Here is a 15,750-nt window from a genome sequence, read left to right as displayed (position 1 = left end):
CATGTGGCGGAACATCGCCTCGAACGCGCTGACCTTCCTGGTCGTGCTCGTCTTCCTGATGGGCGGCGTGCTGCTCTGGGCGCAGAACGAGTACGCCTCCGAGGGGCCGCTCGGGGCGCCGATCTGCCTGCAGGTGCGCAGCGGCAGCAATTTCACCCGTGTTTCGGGGGATCTCGAAGAGCAGGGCGCGATTTCGTCCGGCACGATCTTCCGGCTCGGGGCGCAGTACACCGACAAGACCAGCCAGCTGAAGGCAGGCTCCTTCCTGTTGCCCGAAAACGCCTCGATGTCGGAGATCGTCGATATCGTCACCCGTGGCGGGGCCTCGACCTGCGGCACCGAGGTGGTCTACCGCATCGGCGTCACCAGCGCCGAGGTGCAGGTGCGCGAGCTCGACCCGACCGCCGGCCGTTACGAGGAGGTCCTGGCCTTCGACCCGGCCGAGGAGGCCCCGGCGGACTATGCCGGCTTCCGTGACGATGTCGGCACCCGCTTCCGAGTGGCGCTGGCAGAGGGTGTGACCAGCTGGCAGGTGGTGCAAGAGCTGAACCAGGTCGATATCCTCGAAGGCGAGGTCGCCGAGATTCCGGGCGAGGGCACGCTTGCGCCCGACAGCTACGAGATCTCCAAGGGTGACAGCCGCGAGGCGCTGCTGCAGCGCATGGAAGAGGCGCAGCAGGTGATCCTCGCCAGCGCCTGGCAGAACCGCGCCGACGATCTGCCCTACGACGATCCGATGCAGGCGCTGACCATGGCCTCGATCGTCGAGAAGGAAACCGGCGGTGCCGAGGAGCGTCCGCTGGTGGCCAGCGTCTTCGTCAACCGCCTCGAGCGGGGGATGCGGCTGCAGACCGACCCGACGGTGATCTACGGCATCACCAACGGCCAGGGCGTGCTGGGGCGCGGCATCCGCCAGTCCGAGCTGCGCGCCGAGACGCCCTACAACACCTACGTGATCCAGGGCCTGCCGCCGACGCCGATCGCCAACCCGGGCCGCGCCAGCATCGAGGCGGCGCTGAACCCGGCGGAGAGCGAGTACATCTACTTCGTCGCCAAGACGCTCGACCCCGCGGACGGGCACAACTTCGCGACGAATTTGGACGAGCACAACAACAACGTGGCGGCCTATCGCCGGCTCGAGGCGGAGCGCGCCAACCAGTAGGCGCGCGGCGGATTGCCCGCCAAAGCATCACCGACGCAACGGCGCGGCGGGATCGGGAGACCGGTTCCGCCGCGTCTCTTTCTGCGCCCCGCGCGGGCTGCTAAGGGCAGGGCATGACACAGGATCGCATCAACGCACTCGCCACGCTGCTGGTGGCCAGCTTCGGGCTGCTCTGGGGCTTCTACTGGATGCCGGTGCGGGCGATGGTCGATCTCGGCCTGCCCGGCGCCTGGGGCACGGTGCTGGCCACGGTGACGGCGGCCGTGGTGCTGGCACCCTTCGTGGCGCTGCGCTGGCGGGCGCTGGTGTCGGCCGACAAGATCGGCCTGCTCTCGGTGGCGGCGGGCGGTGCGGCCTTTACGCTCTATTCCATCGGGCTGGTCTATGGCCGGGTGGCGATCATCATCCTGCTGTATTTCCTGACCCCGGTCTGGAGCGTGCTGATCGCGCGCTACGTCATGGGCTGGCACACCCCGGCGCTGCGCATCGTGGCGATCTTCATCGGAATCGCCGGGCTTCTGGTGATGCTGAGCGCCGGCGGCACGCTGCCGATGCCGCGCGGGGTGGGCGAGTGGATGTCGCTGATCGCGGGCATCCTCTGGGCCGTGGGCACCACCGGCATCCGGGTGAAATCCGATCTCGGCGTGATCCCGGCCACCTTCGTCTTCGCCATCGGCGCGACGCTGGCGGGGCTGGCGCTGGCGCCGTTCTTCGAGCCGCTCCCGAGCCTGTCGCTGGGCGAGAGCGGGGCTGGGCTGCTCGGGCTGGCTCTGGCCACCGGCGTGCTGTGGTGGGGCGTGTCGCTGGCGGCGCTGATGTGGGCCACCATGCGGCTCGATCCGGCCCGCGTCGGCATCCTGATGCAGACCGAGGTCATCGTCGGCGCGGTCTCGGCGGCGCTTCTGGCCGGCGAGCATCTGGCGACGCTGGAGATCATCGGCGGCGGCATGGTGGTTGCGGCGGGGCTGCTCGAGGTCTGGCCGGTGGGGCGAGGACGGCGCGGCGCGCGGGCGTAGGTCCGGCGCGGGAGACATGCGGTGTTGGCTAAGCCTCTCGCGGAGTGAAAAACTTTCCGTTTGACCTCAACCGAACTCGAGGTCCGATCCTGAGAGTCCTCTGATCCAATGGCCGCAAGGAACCGCATCATGATCGCCCGACTGGAACACGTGAACATCGCCGTCCCCGATCCCGACGCCACCGCGCGCCTGCTCTGCGATCTCTTCGGCTGGCGTATCCGCTGGCAGGGCCCCGCGATTGGCGATGGCTGGTCGGTACATGTGGGCGGCGAGAGCGATTACCTCGCGCTCTACCGCCCCGCCGACAAGACCCTCAGCGACCCCGAGCGCTATGTTCGGCAGGGCGGGCTCAACCATATCGGGCTGGTGGTCGAGGATCTCGATGCCCTCGAGGCCCGCGTCCGGGCTGCGGGCTTCACGCCCCACAGCCACGCCGATTACGAGCCGGGCCGGCGCTTCTATTTCGACGGCCCCGATGGCGTGGAATACGAGCTGGTGAGCTACGGCTGAGCCCCGGCCCGGATCCCGGGCTTGATCCGGCCCCGTGCCTGCCGCAAGGATCGGGCAGGAGGTACCGGTGATGGCCAAGGTGGCGCTGTTGCGCGGGATCAACGTGGGCGGGGCAAACGCCCTTCCGATGGCAGAGCTGAAAGCGCTCTGCGCGCGTCTCGGCTGGCACGACGTGCAGAGCTACGTGGCCTCGGGCAACCTCGTCTTCGACGCCGAGGGCACGCCTGAGGCGCTTTCGGAGCGGCTGGAGCAGGCGCTGCGCGAGACGCACGGGCTCGAGGTTCCGGTGCTGGTGCTCGACGGCGAGACACTGCGGGCCGCCCATGCCGGCTGCCCGTTCGTCCCCGACGATCCGCGGCAAGTGCATCTCTGCTTTCTCTACGCTTCGCCGGATCCCGACCTCGCGCTTTACGAGCAGCGCAAAGCCGAAGGGGACGGGCTCGAGATCGGGGAGGGCGTGGCGTGGCTCCATACGCCCGGCGGCTTCGGGCGCTCGAAGCTCGGGGCGGCGCTGGAACGCATCCTCGGCACGCAACTCACCGCGCGCAACCTGCGCAGCGTGGCGCGGCTGGTGGAAATGCTGGACGCGCGGCGCTGATCGGCGTATGAGCGGGGCATGACCACGCAAGCAACCCTCATTCGGATCTGCTGCATTACCTGCTGAATTCTTCGGCGGGCCGGTCTTCTATTCCAATCCTGAAATGAAGTTGCTACTCCCGCCGCGATCTTCGTGCGAAGGAGCGCGCCATGAACGTCCCTATCTGGCTGACCAATTCCCGGACCCGGAAGAAGGAACTCTTCAAAGCCATCGACGATGAGAACGTGCGGATCTACGTCTGCGGCCCGACGGTCTATGACCGCGCGCATCTGGGCAACGCGCGCCCGGCAATCGTCTTTGACGTGCTATTCCGGCTGATGCGCGAGGTTTACGGGCCGGAGCACGTCACTTACGTGCGCAACTTCACCGACGTGGACGACAAGATCAACGCCCGCGCGCAGGCGAGCGGTCGCTCGATCGGCGAGATCACCGCCGAGACCACGCAGTGGTATCTCGACGACATGGCGGCCGTGGGCGTCATGGAGCCGACCCATATGCCGCGCGCCACCGAATTCATCGCCGAAATGATCGCGATGATCGAGGGGCTGATCGAGAGGGGCCACGCCTATGCGGCGGAGGGGCACGTGCTTTTCGCGGTGGAGAGCTACAAGAGCTACGGCGCTCTCTCGGGGCGCTCGGTCGACGACATGATCGCCGGCGCGCGGGTCGAGGTGGCGCCCTACAAGCGCAACCCGATGGATTTCGTGCTGTGGAAGCCCTCCGACCCTAAACTGCCGGGCTGGGAGAGCCCCTGGGGCCGGGGCCGTCCGGGCTGGCATATCGAGTGCTCGGCGATGTCGGATGAACTGCTCTGGAAGCAGCCTCTGGCGGAAGGGCGTCTCTCGGCTGAGGCGATCGCCCGGCCGCATCTCTTCGACATCCACGGCGGCGGCAATGACCTGACCTTCCCGCACCACGAGAACGAGATCGCCCAGAGCTGCTGCGCCAACGGCACCGAGCAGATGGCGCAGATCTGGCTGCACAACGAGATGCTGCAGGTCGAGGGCAAGAAGATGTCCAAGTCACTGGGCAATTTCTTCACCGTGCACGATCTGCTCGAGGGTCATGACGGGCAGGCCGGCGTGCCGGGCGAGGTGATCCGCTTCGTGATGCTCTCGACGCACTACCGCAAGCCGATGGACTGGACGGCGGAGAAGGCGCGCGACGCCGAGGCCACGCTTCGCAAGTGGCGCGGCATGGTGGCAGGCGTCGAGGCGGGCGCGGTGCCGGAGACCGTGGTGGCGCTGCTGGCGGATGATCTCAACACCGCCGGCGCAATTGCCGAGCTGCACAAGTTGGCGTCTAGCGGCGATCTCGCGGGGCTGAAGGCCGGGGCCAGTTTGCTCGGCCTTCTGACGCCCGAGCTCGGGGGCTGGGCCGAGGTTTCGGTCGATCTCTCGGACCTCGCGGACAAGCTCGCGGGGGTACGGGCGGCGGCGATGGAGAGCAAGGATTTCTCGGAAGTCGACCGGCTCAAGACCGCGCTGGTCGAGGCCGGGGTCGAGGTGCGCATGTCGAAGGCCGGGGTGGAGCTGCTGCCCGGGGCCGGGTTCGACGCGGCCAAGCTGGAGGGGCTGTGATGACCATGTGCGTGTGCGCCTGTGACCGGCGCGGGAGGGGGGCTGTCTGCCCCCCGCTCGGGCAAGCCGAGCCCCCCCGAGGATATTTCCGGCCAGAAGAAGCGGGGGCGTGGTGATGGCGGAAAAGCTATATCTGTACGACACCACGCTGCGCGACGGGCAGCAGACGCAGGGGGTGCAGTTTTCCACGGCTGAGAAGCTGCGCATCGCCGCTGCGCTGGATGAGCTGGGCGTGGATTACATCGAGGGCGGCTGGCCGGGGGCGAACCCGACGGATTCGGCCTTCTTCGAGGAGGTCGGGGCGACGCGGGCCGTGATGACCGCCTTCGGCATGACCAAGCGGGCCGGGCGCTCGGCGGAGAATGACGACGTGCTGGCGGCGGTGCTAAATGCCGGGACGCAGGCGGTGTGTCTGGTGGGCAAGACGCATGACTATCACGTCACTGCGGCGCTGGGGATCACGCTCGAGGAGAATGTCGAGAACATCCGCGCCTCGGTGGCGCATATCGTCGGCCAGGGCCGCGAGGCGCTGTTCGACGCGGAGCATTTCTTCGATGGTTGGAAGGCCAACCCGTCCTATGCGCTGGAGTGCCTGCAGGCGGCGCTCGGGGCCGGGGCGCGCTGGATCGTGCTGTGCGACACCAATGGCGGCACGCTGCCGCACGAGGCGCATGGCATCGTGCGCGCGGTGATCGAGGGCGGCATTCCGGGCGAACGGCTGGGCATCCACACCCATAACGACACCGAGACCGCCGTCGCCACCACGCTTGCGGCGGTGGATGCGGGCGCGCGGCAGATCCAGGGCACGCTCAACGGCCTCGGCGAGCGCTGTGGCAATGCCAACCTGACCTCGCTGATTCCGACGCTGCTGCTGAAGGAGCCCTATGCCAGCGCCTATGACATCGGCGTCAGCCGCGAGGGGCTCGAGGGGCTGACCCAGACCAGCCGGATGCTCGACGAAATATTGAACCGCGTGCCGATGCGGCAGGCGCCTTATGTGGGCTCCTCGGCCTTTGCCCACAAGGCGGGGCTGCATGCCAGCGCGATCCTCAAGGACCCCTCGACCTACGAACATATCGAGCCCGGACAGGTCGGCAATCGCCGGGTGATCCCGATGTCGAACCAGGCCGGGCAGTCGAACCTGCGCCGGCGCCTGGCCGAGGCGGGTCTCGAGGTCGAGAAAGGCGATCCGGCGCTGGCGCGCATCCTCGAGCGCATCAAGGCGCGCGAGGCCGAGGGTTACACCTACGACACCGCGCAGGCGAGCTTCGAGATGCTGGCCCGCGAAGAGCTGGGCCGCTGCCCGGAATTCTTCGAGGTCAAGCGCTACCGGGTCACCATCGAGCGGCGCAAGAACAAGTATGACCAGATGGTCTCGCTCTCGGAGGCGGTGGTGGTCGTCAAGGTCGATGGCGAGAAGAAGCTGTCGGTTTCCGACAGCCTCGACAATGCCGGCTTCGACCGTGGCCCTGTCAACGCGCTCGCCAAGGCGCTGGCCAAGGACCTCGGGCCGTACCAGTCGGTGATCGACGACCTGCGGCTGGTCGATTTCAAGGTGCGCATCACCCAGGGCGGCACCGAGGCGGTGACACGGGTCATCATCGACAGCCAGGACGGTTCGGGCCGGCGCTGGCAGACTGTGGGGGTGAGCGCCAACATAGTCGATGCCTCCTTCGAAGCGCTGCTCGACGCGGTGCGCTGGAAGCTCATTCGCGATTGTGGAGAGGACGGACGCCGTGGATCTGCCGCCTGAATTCCTGACGCTCTACAGCCGGCTCGACCGGCAGGGGCCGGGGCTGCCCGAGGATGTGACCTGGGCGCTGGGGCGGCTGGGGCTCACGGGCGCGCTGCGGGTCTGCGACGCGGGGTGCGGCACCGGGGCCGACACGGTCACGCTGGCCGAGGCCTTGCCGGAGGCGCAGGTGGAGGGGATCGACGCGGTCGCCGCCTTCATCGAGGCCGGGCAGGCACGGGTGGCGGGGTTGCCGAATGCCGCGCTGCGGGTCGGCGACATGGGCGCGCTCGAGGGGCCGTATGATCTGATCTGGTCGGCGGGGGCAATCTATTTCCTCGGCGTGACCGAGGGGCTCCGGGCGTGGCGTGCGGCGCTGGCGCCCGGTGGCGTGGTGGCGTTCTCGCAAGGGGTCTTCCTTGGCGGCGATGAGCCGCAGGCGGTGCGCGACTTCTGGGCGCCGGAGCCGGGGCTCACCGACCGCGAGGGGCTGCGCGCGCAGGTGGCGGAGGCGGGCTACGAGATCCTCGACACACGGCTTTTGGTGGGCGCGCCGTGGGCGGCCTATTACGGCAGCGTGGCGCGCGAGATCGCGGCGCTGCGCGAGGGCGCAAGCCCGGCGATGACCGCGGTGCTCGACAATAGCGCGCGCGAGGTCGAGCTCTGGCAAGAGGCGCCCGAGCGCATCGCCTACGAGCTGGTGCTGGCGCGGCCCGACTGAGGCTTTCCTTTCCGCTTCGGGCGGCCTAGGTGAGCGACATGGACTTCGATGACGATCTCACCGCCTGCGCCCGTCTCGTGGAGCGCGGCGACCCCGACCGCTTCGCCGCCGCGATGGCGGCGCCGGTCCGCGCGCGCGCCGTGCTTTTCCCGCTCTATGCCTTCAATCTCGAGGTGGCACGCGCGCCCTGGCTGACGCAGGAGAGCATGATCGCCGAAATGCGACTGCAATGGTGGCGCGATGCGCTGGAGGAGATCCGGGGGGGCGGCCTTGTGCGCCGGCACGAGGTGGTGACGCCGCTGGCGCATGTGCTCGATGCGCAGAGCGCCGAACGGCTTGACCGTCTGGTGGGCGCGCGGCGCTGGGACATCTACCGCGATGCCTTCGAGGACGAGGCGCATTTCACCCGCTATATCGAGGAGACCTCTGGCGAGCTGGTGCTGGCGGCGGGGCGTGCGCTCGGGACCATGCCCGAGGCGGTGGCGCTCGATGCGGGATATGCGGCGGGTCTGGCGCAGTTCCTACGCGCGGTGCCGGAGCTCGAGGCCAAGGGCCGGGTGCCGCTGGTCGATGGGCGCGCGGAGGCGGTGGTCGCGTTGGCGCGGGGCGGTCTCGACCGGCTCAAGCGGGCAAGGGCGCGGCTCGGGGAGGTGGACCGTCCCGCGCGGGCGGCGTTGCTCGCGGGATGGCAGGCGGGGCCGCTTCTGAAACAGGCGGTGCAGGCGCCGCAGCGGGTCGCCGAGGGGACGCTTCAGCTCTCGGAGTTCCGTCGCCGCAGCGGGCTGATGGCAGCGGCGCTGTCCGGACGGATCTGAGGCGGGGCCACTTCAGGCAAGCCCGACCGCTCTAATCGGCCGGTCTGCGCAGCGGACCTACTCGGCAGCCTGCGCGCGCGGGCTGAGCATCAGCCAGATCAGCGCGCCGCCCGCGAGCATCAGGAACGGCGCCATCGCCATGTTGACCGCCGTCCAGCCCTCCTGCGGGTTGCCGCCCGAGCAGTTCATCAGCCCGCCCGAGGCCAGCGAGGCGGTGGTCACCGCGCCGAAGACCAGCAGGTCGTTGAGCCCCTGCATCCGGCCGCGCTCATGCGGCTCATGGGCTCCGGCGAGCATGGTTGTGGCGCCGATGAAGCCGAAATTCCAGCCCACCCCCAGCAGCACCAGCGCGACGAAGAACTGCTCGAGCTCGACGCCGGTCAGCGCGACGCCACCGGCTGCGGCGAGGATCGCCAGACCCAGCGCCATGACCTTCTCGACTCCGAAACGGGCGATCATGTGTCCGGTGAAGAAGGACGGAATGTACATCGCCAGCACGTGCGCGGTGACGATGTTGGCGGCATCCGCCGTCTCGAAGCCGCAGCCCACCACGGCGAGCGGCGTCGAGGTCATCACCAGGTTCATCAGCGCGTAGCTCACCGCGGCGCAGATCACCGCCACGGCAATGCGCGGGGTGGCCAGAAGCTCGCGCCGGCTGCGGCCCCTGGGGGCGTCCTCGGAGGGCACCGGGGGCTTGGGAATGTCGAGGAACAGGAAGACCAGCGCGCCCACGAGGTTGATCGCGATGACCGCGGCATAGGTGCCGAGGAACGGGATCACGAAGGCATCCGCCGTCCACTTGACGAGCTGCGGCCCCAGCACCGCCGCCAGCAGCCCGCCCGCCATGACATAGGAGATCGCCTTGGGGCGGAACGCCTCGGAGGCGGTGTCGGCGGCGGCGAAGCGGTAGAAGCCCTGCGCCGACATGTAGATGCCGGTGAGGAAGCTGCCGGCGAGGAAGATCGGGAAGGAGGCTGTGTAGAGCCCGTAGGCGCCGACCGCGCCGCCGAGCGCGCCGCCCAGCGTGCCGAGCATGAAGCCGGCGCGGCGTCCGAAGCGCTGCATGAAGGCCGAAACCGGGGTCGCGGCGCACATCGAGCCGAGCACGATCAGCGAGATCGGCAGCGTCGCGAAGCAGACATTGCTGGCCAGCGACTGGCCGGCGAGCCCGCCGATGGTGAAGATCATCGGCATCTGCGCGCCGAGGATGGCCTGCGCCATCACCAGCACGATCACATTGCGCTTCGCGCGGCTGTCGTGAGCGGTGTCCATGCGCCATAGCGGTAGGCGGGATTGGCTGCTAGAGCAAGGGGGGCGGGCTGTGGCAGGTTGGCGCTGCCGCCGGAACGAAGGAGGGGCACATGGTCGGACGGATCATCGAGACGGAGGCCTGCGTGGCCGAGGGCGCGGACTGGCTCTGCGGCGCTGAGCCGCGCTTTGCCGAGGCACTGGACCTGACCGGGCCGCTGCCGCTGCGCCTGCGGCCCGACGGGTTCGGCCAGCTCCTGTCGGCGATCGTCAGCCAGCAGGTCAGCGTGGCCTCGGCGCGGGCGATCTGGGCCCGGCTCGAAGCAGCGGGGATGACCACGCCCGAGGCCATCCTCGGCAGCGATGAAGAGGGGCTGCGGGCGCTTGGGCTGTCGCGCCAGAAGGCGAGCTATGCGCTGGCGCTGGCCGAGGCGGGGATCGATTTCGACGCGCTGCGCAGCGCCCCCACCGAGGAGGTGGTCAAGACGCTGGTGGCGGTGAAGGGCATCGGCATCTGGACGGCGGAGATCTATGCGATGTTCTCGCTCGGGCGGGCGGATGTCTTCGCGCCGGGCGATCTCGCGCTGCAGGAGGCGGCGCGGCTGCTCTTCGGGCTCGAGGCACGGCCCAAGGAGCGCGAGCTTCGCCGCATGGCCGAGGCCTGGAGCCCGTGGAGATCGGTTGCGGCCCGGGCGCTCTGGGCCTACTACCATGTGGCAAAACAGCGAGAGGGGATCGCATGACGCGTGTTCTGCAAACCGGCCGCAAGGAGCCCGTCTCGGGCGAAAAACGCTCCTGCGTCGTGTTCCTGCACGGCTACGGCGCCAACGGGGCCGACCTCCTGGGACTGGCCGATCCGCTCGGCGAGCACCTGCCGGACACGCTCTTCGTGGCGCCCGACGCGCCCGAGGCCTGCGTCGGCGCGCCGATGGGCTTCCAATGGTTCCCGATCCCGTGGATCGACGGCTCCTCCGAGGAGGAGGCCATGCAGGGCATGGCCCGCGCGGTCGAGGATCTCAACGCCTTTCTCGAGGCGCTGATGGTCGACGAGGACCTGCTGCCGGAGCAGGTGGCGCTGTTCGGGTTTTCGCAGGGCACCATGATGGCGCTGCACGTGGCGCCGCGCCGCGAGGACGAGTTCGCCGGCATCGTGGCCTTCTCGGGCCGGCTGCTGCAGCCGGAGCTGCTCGAGGACGAGGTGGTCTCACGCCCGCCGGTGCTGCTGGTGCATGGCGACATGGACGACGTTGTGCCGCCCGAGTCGCTGCCTGCCGCCGCCGAGGCGCTGCAGGGCGCGGGCTGGAGAGAGGTCTTCGCCCATATCCAGAAGGGCACCGGCCACGGCATCGCGCCGGACGGGCTGTCTGTGTCGCTGGCGTTCCTGCGCGACAAGTGCGGGTTCTGAGGCCGCGCCCTTGACCTGAGGGATTGCGCCGGCCCTTCGGGCCGTCGCCGGATGCGAGGGGCGCTGCCCCTCGCGCTCCCCGAGGTATTTTAGAACCAGAGAAGAGCGGGCGGGGCGCTGGCTGGCCGGGGGCGGAGCGCTTCGGGGCTCAGCGGGCGGGGCGGTCGAAGGTGAAATCGCCGGCGGCGACGTGGCGCAGGTAGGCGCAGGGATCGTCGCGCTGGTTGAGATGGGCCCAGGCGCGGGCGGCGAAGGCATCCGGCGCGAAAAGCAGGACGATCTTGTTGACGGCATCGTGCGAGACCGGGCTCTGCATGTCGAGCGATGCCTCGACGCGGGCGCGGTCTTCCGGCGCGAGGCCGAGGATCTGGAAATTGTAGGCCAGGTATTCGCTCGTGGCGAGGCAGAGGCCGCTCGGACAGGGGCGGGCATCGTGGGCGGCATGGGCCAGCTCGTGCATCACGATGCTGTCGAAATAGCGCGCGTCGGGAAGGGCGGCGAAGACGCCGTCGGTGCGGCGCTGCTCGGAGAGGGCCTCCGGGGCCAGCAGCTCGATGCGCTGCTCGCCGCAATGGTAGAGCCCGAGGCAGTCGCCGGGCAGGCTGTCGGTCAGGGTGATCGAGACCGGCGTCTCGAGCGCGAGCCCGCAGGCGGCGAGCCGGGGCAGGGCCTGCTGAACGGCGGTGCAGAGCGTTTCGGCCTGCGCGGGCGGCGCGGTCATGCGGACCGGCGTGCCTTCGCAGAGCGTCTCGGCGGAGGCGGGCAGGGCGAGGACCAGGGCGAGGAGCGGAAACGGCAGGCGCATGTTCGGAGCCTAGCACAGCGGGCCTGCTCCGGGCGCGAAAGAAAAAGGGCGGGCCGCGATGGGCCCGCCCGGGATTTCTTGCTTACTGGGTCTTCGACATGCGCTTGCGCTCGTGCGGATCGAGGTAGCGCTTGCGCAGGCGGATGGCGTTCGGCGTCACCTCGACGAGCTCGTCGTCGTTGATATAGGCGATCGCCTCTTCAAGGCTCAGCGTCACCGGGGTGGTCAGGCGCACCGCTTCGTCGGTGCCGGAGGCCCGCACGTTGGTGAGCTTCTTGCCCTTGAGCGGGTTGACCTCGAGATCGTTGTCGCGCGAGTGCTCGCCGATGATCATGCCGGTATAGACCGGGGCCTGGGCGCCGAGGAACATCTTGCCGCGATCCTCGAGGTTCCACAGCGCGTAGGCCACCGCCTCGCCGTTCTCCATCGAGATCAGCACGCCGGCGCGACGGCCCGGGATCGGGCCCTTATGCGGGGTCCAGCCGTGGAACACGCGGTTCAGAACGCCGGTGCCGCGGGTGTCGGTGAGGAACTCGCCGTGATAGCCGATCAGGCCGCGCGACGGCACATGCGCGATGATGCGCGTCTTGCCGGCGCCGGCCGGGCGCATTTCGACCAGCTCGCCCTTGCGGTTGCCGGTGAGCTTCTCGATCACCGCGCCCGAGTACTCGTCATCGACGTCGATGGTGGCTTCCTCGACCGGCTCCATGAGCTGGCCGTCTTCTTCCTTCATGATCACCTGCGGGCGCGAGATGCTGAGCTCGAAGCCCTCGCGGCGCATGTTTTCGATCAGCACGCCCATCTGCAGTTCGCCGCGGCCCGAGACCTCGAAGGCCTCGCCGCCGGGGGTGTCCTTGATCTTGATCGCGACGTTGCCCTCGGCTTCCTTCATCAGCCGCTCGCGGATCACCCGCGACTGCACCTTCTTGCCGTCGCGGCCCGCCAGCGGGCTGTCGTTGATGCCGAAGGTCACGGTGATGGTCGGCGGGTCGATCGGCTGCGCGTCGAGCGGCTCGTCGACGGCCAGGGCGCAGATCGTGTCGGCCACGGTGGCCTTGGTCATGCCGGCAAGCGAGACGATGTCGCCCGCGAGGCCTTCCTCGATATCGGCCTGCGCGAGGCCACGGAAGGCCTGCACGCGGGTGACGCGGAACTGCTCGATCTTCTGGCCGATGCGGCTGATCGCCTGCACCGTCTGGCCGACCTTGACGCGGCCGGTCTCGATGCGGCCGGTCAGCAGGCGGCCGACGAAGGGGTCGGAGCCCAGCGTGGTGGCCAGCATGCGGAAATCTTCGTCCTGGTGCTTGATCTGCTTCGGCGCCGGGACGTGGTTGACGATCAGGTTGAACAGCGCCGAGAGATCCTTGCGCGGACCGTCGAGCTCGCTGTCGGCCCAGCCGTTGCGGCCCGAGGCATACATGTGCGGGAAGTCGAGCTGGTCTTCGTCGGCGTCGAGCGAGGCGAAGAGGTCGAAGCATTCGTCGAGCGCGCGATCGGGCTCGGCGTCGGGCTTGTCGACCTTGTTGAGCACCACGATCGGGCGCAGGCCCAGCGCCAGCGCCTTGGAGGTCACGAACTTGGTCTGAGGCATCGGGCCTTCGGCGGCGTCGACCAGCAGCACGACACCGTCGACCATGCTCAGGATACGCTCCACCTCGCCGCCGAAATCGGCGTGGCCGGGGGTGTCGACGATGTTGATGCGGGTGTTCTTCCACTCGACCGAGGTGGGCTTGGCGAAGATGGTGATGCCGCGCTCGCGCTCGAGGTCGTTGCTGTCCATCGCGCGCTCGGCGACGGCCTGGTTTTCGCGGAATGCGCCGGATTGTTTCAGCAATTCGTCGACAAGCGTGGTCTTGCCGTGGTCCACGTGAGCGATGATTGCGATATTGCGCAGGTCCATGGGGTGAGCCTTTAAAGGGGAGGGTTGCGCGCCCCCTACCGGGGACCGCCGCAAAAGGCAAGCCGCTTGCCCGTTGCGCCTTCATATACTGGCTCTGCGTTTCCGCTTGGGCGCGGGTTTGGGCGGGGCGTAGAGGAAAGCGGGTGTCGGAAACGCCTTGCCTGACGATAGCGCCGATGCGGAGGGTCGAACGGAGCTCGAGCGCGGAATCAAGGCCGCAGGCCGCCGCGCCATCGCCGGCCCGCCCCCCGGGCTGGCGATTTGGTGACGCCCGCACTGAGTGTCGAGGTCCTTCGGATTTGAGCCGGATAAAACAAGAGGCTCAAAGTGCTGTGTCGCCATCCCGCGGGCCGGCGATGGCGCGGCGGCGTCCCGAGCTTGCTCGTGAGTTTCTGGGGCCCTGGTGAGAGCGTTGGAATTGAGGCTTGGTCGAGCAGGATCGAAGGCCCCCCAATGTCTACGGCGCACAGTCGCGCGCCCTGCTGGCGGGGCTGGCCGTCTCGCCCCCCCCCTCAATGCCCCGTCGTCGCGGAGAACAGGTTGATCACCAGGATGCCCGCGAGGATCAGCGCAATCCCGAGCACCGCCGGCCAGTCGAGCCGCTGCCCGAAGACCACCAGTCCGATGATGGCGATGAACACGATGCCGAGCCCCGACCACAGCGCATAGGCGATGCCCACCGGCAGGCTGCGCAGCACGATCGACAGCAGCCAGAACGCCAGTGCGTAGGAGATCACCACCAGCACCGAGGGCAGGGGCCGGGTGAATTGCTGGCTGGCCTGCAGCGCGGCGGTGCCGATAGTTTCGGCAAGCACGGCGAAGGCGAGGATCACGTAGGTCATGGCGGCGGTCATGGCGGCACTCCGGCAGTTGCGCGCAAGTCATGGACCGGATCGCGCGCCGGGGCCAGCCTTGCCGAACTTAGGCACCGACAGCGCCGAAAGCCGTGGCATTCCAGCCTGGGCCCGCCAAGGCGACGTTGGGTCAGGATCGCCCATAGGTGGATTGACCCATTGCCAGCTGTCATCCGCTTGTTACAACTTCGTCACAGCTATGAATACGAACCGGATTAACCGGCGATCCATCCGGGCCCGAAGAGCCCGCGATTTCCAACAGAAGGGATTAAGAGATGAAGATCACCCGTCGTTCCGCGATGAAGATGACCGCGACCGCGGTCGCGGCTCCCGCCGTGCTGCGCGCGCATGATGCGCTCGCCGCCTCGGGCACCGTCAAGGTGCTGACCTGGCAGGATTACGTACAGCCCAACATCGCCGAGAAGTTCGAGGCCGAGACCGGCATCAAGCTCGAGATCACCACCTACGGTTCCAACGACGAGGCGCAGTCGATCGTGCGCGCTTCCAATGGCGGCGATTTCGACGTGGTCTTCCCCTCGATCGACACCGCGGTGAACTATCTCGACGAGGACGGCGAAAGCTACTTCGCGCCGGTGCCGGCAGACGTCAACATGGACGCGATCTATCCCAGCTTCCTGCGCGACAGCGTGGCGCTCGGCGCCTCGCACAATGGCGCGCAGATCCTGCTGCCGCATGACTGGGGCACCGAGGGCATCACCCTCAACCGCGCCGCGCTGCCGATCTCGGACGCCGATCTCTCCTTCGGCGACCTGTTCCTGCAGGACGCCGCCCAGGGGGCCGCCGCCTTCCGCCAGAAATCAGTGATCATCGGCGCCGGGCTCTACCTCGACGCCACCGGCGAGGTGCCCTCGAACCGCATGCTCGATGTCTACAAGTCGGAAGAGGACGCGCACCGGGTCTGGAAGGCCGTGACGGAATGGATCCTCTCCAACAAGGAGAACTTCGGCGCCTTCTGGAACAACGCCACCGAGGCCACCGCCGCCTTCAAGGATGCCGGCTGCGTCATCGGCCAGACCTGGGACACCACCGGCCTGCTGCTCAACCGCGAGAACCCGGACTACGTCTACCGCGCGCCCAAGGAAGGCATCATCACCTGGATGGACACCATGGGCATCCTGCGCAACGCGCCGAACCCGGAGCAGGCGGTGGCCTTCATCAACTTCATGCTGACCCCGGAAGTGGGCGGCATGTTCGCCAACAACACCGGCTACAACTCGGCGGTGATCGGTGCCGCCGACTTTGCCAGCGAGGAGTTCAAGCGCCAGTTCAACGAGGTCTATACCGACGAGGTGCTCGGCAACATGTGGTGGTGGCAGGCCTCGACGCCGTTCTTCGATCCGATCCGCAACGAGTATGTCGAGATCATCACCAACGCCTGACCGG

At 68.4% G+C, this 15,750-nt stretch carries 15 protein-coding genes; 11 read left to right on the top strand and 4 right to left on the bottom strand.

All coding sequences use genetic code 11. From position 1 onward, the window contains the following. Position 1: 1 nt before the first annotated feature. The 8 genes from mltG (at position 2) to KUV62_RS16000 (ending at position 8,134) form a co-directional block, all read left to right on the top strand. Positions 2-1,162 carry an endolytic transglycosylase MltG gene (gene mltG / locus KUV62_RS16035; RefSeq protein ID WP_222604741.1) on the top strand — a complete coding sequence of 387 codons (1,161 nt, stop codon included), beginning with the start codon at positions 2-4 and terminating at the stop codon, positions 1,160-1,162. Between the two features lie 113 nt (positions 1,163-1,275). Then, entirely contained in the window at positions 1,276-2,178 is a 903-nt protein-coding gene (locus KUV62_RS16030) for a DMT family transporter (RefSeq protein WP_222604740.1), read from the top strand. A 129-nt stretch (positions 2,179-2,307) separates the two neighbouring features. Then, positions 2,308-2,688: a VOC family protein gene (locus KUV62_RS16025; RefSeq protein WP_222604739.1), complete on the top strand. Its 381-nt coding sequence runs from the start codon at positions 2,308-2,310 to the stop codon at positions 2,686-2,688. Between the two features lie 70 nt (positions 2,689-2,758). Next, the gene (locus tag KUV62_RS16020) at positions 2,759-3,286 is read left to right on the top strand and encodes a DUF1697 domain-containing protein (protein WP_222604738.1); all 528 of its coding nucleotides are present in this window, start codon (positions 2,759-2,761) and stop codon (positions 3,284-3,286) included. A 149-nt stretch (positions 3,287-3,435) separates the two neighbouring features. Further along, positions 3,436-4,866, top strand: coding sequence for a cysteine--tRNA ligase (gene cysS / locus KUV62_RS16015; RefSeq protein ID WP_222604737.1), 1,431 nt, complete (start codon positions 3,436-3,438; stop codon positions 4,864-4,866). A gap of 115 nt (positions 4,867-4,981) precedes the next feature. Further along, on the top strand, positions 4,982-6,619 hold the full coding sequence (gene cimA, locus KUV62_RS16010) for a citramalate synthase (protein ID WP_261395710.1): 1,638 nt from the start codon (positions 4,982-4,984) through the stop codon (positions 6,617-6,619). Next, positions 6,603-7,319 (top strand): class I SAM-dependent methyltransferase, encoded by a 717-nt coding sequence (locus KUV62_RS16005; protein WP_222604736.1) that lies wholly within the window; start codon positions 6,603-6,605, stop codon positions 7,317-7,319. Before cimA ends, KUV62_RS16005 begins: the two co-directional genes overlap by 17 nt. Positions 7,320-7,357: 38 nt before the next feature. Further along, positions 7,358-8,134, top strand: a complete 777-nt coding sequence (locus KUV62_RS16000; RefSeq protein WP_222604735.1) for a squalene/phytoene synthase family protein — start codon at positions 7,358-7,360, stop codon at positions 8,132-8,134. Between the two features lie 57 nt (positions 8,135-8,191). On the opposite strand, the gene KUV62_RS15995 is transcribed toward KUV62_RS16000, so the two are convergent. Beyond that, complete coding sequence (locus tag KUV62_RS15995) at positions 8,192-9,406, bottom strand: MFS transporter (protein WP_222604734.1); 1,215 nt, start codon at positions 9,404-9,406, stop codon at positions 8,192-8,194. Positions 9,407-9,495: 89 nt separating this feature from the next. Here KUV62_RS15995 and KUV62_RS15990 point away from each other — a divergent pair, with 89 nt between their 5' ends. Together KUV62_RS15990 and KUV62_RS15985 are read left to right on the top strand one after the other, a co-directional pair. Further along, a complete protein-coding gene (locus tag KUV62_RS15990; RefSeq protein ID WP_222604733.1) occupies positions 9,496-10,125 on the top strand; it encodes a DNA-3-methyladenine glycosylase family protein in 630 nt (209 codons plus the stop codon). Then, positions 10,122-10,787 carry an alpha/beta hydrolase gene (locus KUV62_RS15985; RefSeq protein WP_222604732.1) on the top strand — a complete coding sequence of 222 codons (666 nt, stop codon included), beginning with the start codon at positions 10,122-10,124 and terminating at the stop codon, positions 10,785-10,787. Before KUV62_RS15990 ends, KUV62_RS15985 begins: the two co-directional genes overlap by 4 nt. 148 nt (positions 10,788-10,935) lie before the next feature. Here the strand turns inward: KUV62_RS15985 and KUV62_RS15980 are convergent, their stop codons facing one another. The 3 genes from KUV62_RS15980 to KUV62_RS15970 form a co-directional block, all read right to left on the bottom strand. Further along, complete coding sequence (locus tag KUV62_RS15980) at positions 10,936-11,592, bottom strand: DUF6639 family protein (RefSeq protein ID WP_222604731.1); 657 nt, start codon at positions 11,590-11,592, stop codon at positions 10,936-10,938. Between the two features lie 82 nt (positions 11,593-11,674). Beyond that, positions 11,675-13,492 carry a translational GTPase TypA gene (gene typA / locus KUV62_RS15975; RefSeq protein ID WP_222604730.1) on the bottom strand — a complete coding sequence of 606 codons (1,818 nt, stop codon included), beginning with the start codon at positions 13,490-13,492 and terminating at the stop codon, positions 11,675-11,677. Between the two features lie 512 nt (positions 13,493-14,004). Next, positions 14,005-14,334 (bottom strand): DMT family transporter, encoded by a 330-nt coding sequence (locus KUV62_RS15970; protein WP_222604996.1) that lies wholly within the window; start codon positions 14,332-14,334, stop codon positions 14,005-14,007. Positions 14,335-14,621: 287 nt separating this feature from the next. On the opposite strand from KUV62_RS15970, the gene KUV62_RS15965 reads away from it, so the two are divergent. Beyond that, positions 14,622-15,746, top strand: coding sequence for an extracellular solute-binding protein (locus KUV62_RS15965; RefSeq protein ID WP_222604729.1), 1,125 nt, complete (start codon positions 14,622-14,624; stop codon positions 15,744-15,746). Positions 15,747-15,750 lie beyond the last annotated feature (4 nt).

The organism is Salipiger bermudensis, assembly GCF_019801965.1.
Taxonomy (GTDB): Bacteria; Pseudomonadota; Alphaproteobacteria; order Rhodobacterales; family Rhodobacteraceae; genus Salipiger; species Salipiger bermudensis_A.
The sequence above is the reverse complement of the archived record's forward strand: the minus strand, read 5'-3'. Positions and strand labels throughout refer to the sequence as shown.